The following is a 3985-nucleotide window of genomic DNA, read 5'->3' as shown; positions in this document are numbered from 1 at the left end:
GCCGGTAGATGTGTTAGAGGATGTGTACGCACCGGAAATTAATCTCGTTCCAATAAAAACAGAACAGGTATGTGAAAGACTTCTTGTAAAAAATGCATCAAGAACGAAAAATGTAGTGAAAATAAAGGTAGACAGCGACAAGGGACATATTTTACAAATATGTGGAAATAGTGCAGACATTAAAATTGAAAATATTGTAGTTAGTGACAATGGCTTAAAGGCTATTGGGAAAATAAAGGCATGGGTTATGTATATATCCTCTGAAGACAGTAATCCAATATGCTGCAAGTCAGCAGAAATGGATTTTGAACACAGAATAGATGCAGAGGGAATAACTAATGGTGATAAATATTATGTAAACTGGTGGACGGAGCAGATAAGTGGCAACATGACAGGCACAGATGAGGTGGAAATAAAGCTCACAGTGGCTATGGAGGTAATGGCCTTTAGGGAGGAGCGAAAAGCTCTTATAACTGAAATAAAAGAAGAATCCATAGATTTGGAAAAGGTAAATGCAGCACCACTTATGAGAGGGTATGTGGTTCAGTCAGGGGATACATTGTGGAAGCTGGCAAAGGAGAATTTCACTACCATTGATAAAATTATGGAGGTAAATGAATTAAAGACTGACCATATCAAAAAGGGTGACAGACTGCTGTTGATTAAATCTTGTCAATAACAGTTAAAAAAAGTATACTTTAAGAGAATATAGTTTTTGGAGGAACGGAAGTTGTCAGATAAGATAGAATTAAAAGCCTATGGAAAGATTAATTTAGGATTAGATGTTATAAGAAAAAGACCTGACGGATATCATGACCTTGACATGATTATGCAGACGGTAAATGTTTACGACGATATTATTATAACTAAAACAGAAAAAAATGGTGAAATAAAGGTAACTACAGATAAAGAAGTTTTGTCAAATGAAAAGGGAAATCTGGCTTATATGGCAGCAAGGATGTTATTTGACGAATTTGGAATCAATGATGGAATTGAAATCAGAATTAACAAAAGAATTCCTATTGCCGGAGGAATGGCAGGAGGGAGCGCAGACTGTGCAGCTACCCTTAAGGGAATTAATGAGATGTTTAAGCTCAATTTAGATGAAAAGGCACTAATGGAAAGAGGAGTAAAGCTCGGGGCAGATGTCCCTTACTGCATAATGGGTGGAACGGCTATTGCCAGAGGTATTGGAGAAATATTAACACCACTGCCGGCACCACCGAAGTGTCATGTTATAATAGCAAAACCTCCGGTTTCCGTATCTACAGCATATGTTTATGGACACATAAAGCCGGATTCAATTGAGAAACGCCCGGATATTGAAAAAATGGCAGATGCCATTAGAAACAAGGATTTGTACGCACTGTCAAAGCTTTTATATAATGTAATGGAGGACGTGACAGTGCCTGAATATCCTGTTATATCTCAAATAAAAGATATAATGATTAATGGAGGTGCCTTAAATTCCATAATGAGTGGAAGCGGTCCTACAGTATTTGGACTTTTTGATAATATTGAAAAGGCAGAAAAGGTTATGGAAAATTTAACGCAGAACAATCTTACGGAACAGCTTTACTTAACGGAATTTATTAATTGATAAAGTTGTTTAAAAAGGTAAGATATTTAAAACGATACTGAACTACGGTGTCATACTCTTTTTCCGTAAGGGATTCCTTAAGCATTTCTTTAGATGAGTTAGGAACTACCCCGGTGGAGGCATCTACGAAGCATAATGGGGGATACAACACGCACCACCAGTTATGCCCTATGCCTTCTCCTATATAAATGGTATATGATGTGTAGCGGCCTTTAGGAAAGGTAACATCACCATAGGTTTTAACAGGAAAATCCTGCATTCCAAAGCTGGAAGATACTGAGTAATCATATCCTGAATTTCGGATAGTCTCAGTTGCCAGCTTTTTTATTTTATTATCGTTTTTTAGTATAAAATCCTTTGTTTCGGAAAGGGTATTTAAGGTTTTTGTATTTTTATATATGTAGTCAACTACTTTTTCTTTTACCTCCATTTTTAGGGCCTGGTCATCTTGGGAATCACTGTTGGCACGGACATGGAAGCGTATGGCACTTTCAGACAGGGCTTTTACCGTAGCAGTAGTTTCAGAACTTTTGTAAAAGTTAAACATTACAATACCTGCAATAAAAATTATAAAACTTAAAAATATTCTTTTATTTCTCATTGTTCAATCTCCTTATAGAATATGTATTGCCCCACCCTTTGGTGGAGGGCTAAGTGTCGGAAACGTTTTTTTAATAAACATAGTTAATTTTTGTCTCTTACTTTAGTGGTTGTATTTAGAGTATTGCCTCTTATAATCTTTTTATACAAATGCTTTTAATTCTATTGAAATAACGGGGGATAAAAGGTAAAATATATCAAAGTATAGGAGGAAATGTATTATGGAATTAATAAATAATAACGCACCTATAGGAGTTTTTGATTCAGGTGTGGGCGGACTTACGGTAGCAAGGGAAATTACAAGACAGCTTCCTAATGAAAGCATTGTATATTTTGGAGATACCGCCAGAGTTCCTTATGGAAGTAAATCCAAAAATACAATTATCAGATATTCAAGGCAGATAGTACATTTTCTGAGAACAAAGGATGTAAAGGCAATTGTTGTTGCATGTAATACTGCAAGTGCATTTGCCCTTGATACCATAGAGAAGGAATTAGATATACCTGTTATAGGTGTGGTAAAACCGGGAGCAATTGCTGCCATAGAAACTACCAAAAACAAGCGTATTGGTATTATTGGAACGGAAGGAACCATTAAAAGTAAATTATATACTGAATATATAAGAAGCATTGACCCTGAAATAATTGTTATAGGAAAGGCGTGTCCTTTGTTTTGCCCTTTGGTAGAAGAGGGAATGCTTCATGACGAAGTGACGGATGAGATTGCAAGAAGATATTTAGACGAACTTAAGGAACAAAACATAGACAGTCTTATTTTAGGCTGTACCCATTATCCTCTTTTAAGAAGTACCATAGGAAAAATAATGGGCCCGGATGTTAATTTGGTAAATCCTGCCTATGAGACAGCCATTAGCTTAGGGGAGCTTTTAACCCAGCATGGAATAAGAGCAGATATTAATGCTAACCCTACATGTGACTTTTATGTAAGCGATGCTGCTGACAGGTTTGAAAGTTTTGCAGATTCAATTATGCCTTTTGATGTGGACGAGGCAAATCAGATAAATATAGAGGAATACTAGGATGGTAAATAGCAAGGTAATAGTAAAAGTAAAGGGACTTCAGATAGTGGAAGAAACAGGAGACAGCGTTGAAACCGTAACTCCGGGAAAATATTATACAAGAAATAGCAAGCATTATGTAACTTATGAGGACATTGATGATGAAACCGGAGTGAAAACAAAGAATATAATTAAGTTTAACGATTCCTTTGCAGAGGTTAAAAGGTCAGGATTCATGAGTGGAAAAATGATTTTTGAAAAAGGGAAGAACAATCAGGCATTGCACAGCACGCCATATGGTGACTTACTTATGGAGGTTTTGACTAAGGATATTAATGTGGTTGAAGAAAAAGACAAAATTAATTTGAAAATTGCATATGAATTATATGCCAACAACAGTAAAATATCGGACAGTGAAATTGAAATTGATTTAAGCCGGGTGTAGGTGAAATTTACATTTTCCGGTAACTATTCAAAGAAAACACAAAAAATATGTATAATTTAAAAAACGACTTGACAACACAACAAATAATATATACTATAATAAATATAAGATGTAATAAAGATACTGTGATGTGAGGATTGCAAGTGGATTCTAATCCTCACTATTGTATTTTTTTATATCCGGTGTATACTATAAAGAAATTAAAAAAACTAATAGTATATATCTCGAAATATTAAAAGAAGGGGGTGCCATGGTGGTAATCAGGGAATGTGCAAACATTAACATAAAGATTGAAGAGAAGGAGGAAAAGCAGGATATGTG

At 35.4% G+C, this 3985-nt stretch carries 5 protein-coding genes; 4 read left to right on the top strand and 1 reads right to left on the bottom strand.

What is annotated here, in order from left to right; all coding sequences use genetic code 11:
* Positions 1-679 (top strand): SPOCS domain-containing protein (locus Q5O73_RS10255; protein WP_302669632.1); only part of this gene is annotated, 679 nt, incomplete at its 5' end.
* A gap of 51 nt (positions 680-730) precedes the next feature.
* Positions 731-1600, top strand: a complete 870-nt coding sequence (ispE, locus tag Q5O73_RS10250) for a 4-(cytidine 5'-diphospho)-2-C-methyl-D-erythritol kinase (RefSeq protein ID WP_021951816.1) — start codon at positions 731-733, stop codon at positions 1598-1600.
* On the opposite strand, the gene spoIIR is transcribed toward ispE, so the two are convergent.
* Positions 1593-2201 (bottom strand): stage II sporulation protein R, encoded by a 609-nt coding sequence (gene spoIIR, locus Q5O73_RS10245; protein ID WP_186840517.1) that lies wholly within the window; start codon positions 2199-2201, stop codon positions 1593-1595. The genes ispE and spoIIR overlap by 8 nt on opposite strands.
* Before the next feature lie 220 nt (positions 2202-2421).
* Here spoIIR and murI point away from each other — a divergent pair, with 220 nt between their 5' ends.
* A complete protein-coding gene (gene murI, locus Q5O73_RS10240) occupies positions 2422-3240 on the top strand; it encodes a glutamate racemase (RefSeq protein WP_021951818.1) in 819 nt (272 codons plus the stop codon).
* Between the two features lies 1 nt (position 3241).
* A complete protein-coding gene (locus Q5O73_RS10235; protein ID WP_118589988.1) occupies positions 3242-3664 on the top strand; it encodes a DUF1934 domain-containing protein in 423 nt (140 codons plus the stop codon).
* The last annotated feature ends 321 nt before the right edge of the window (positions 3665-3985 follow it).

Source organism: Eubacterium sp. AF15-50, from assembly GCF_934835595.1.
In the GTDB taxonomy this organism is placed as follows: domain Bacteria; phylum Bacillota; class Clostridia; order Lachnospirales; family Lachnospiraceae; genus Eubacterium_G; species Eubacterium_G segne.
This window is presented reverse-complemented; position numbering and strand designations above follow the sequence as displayed.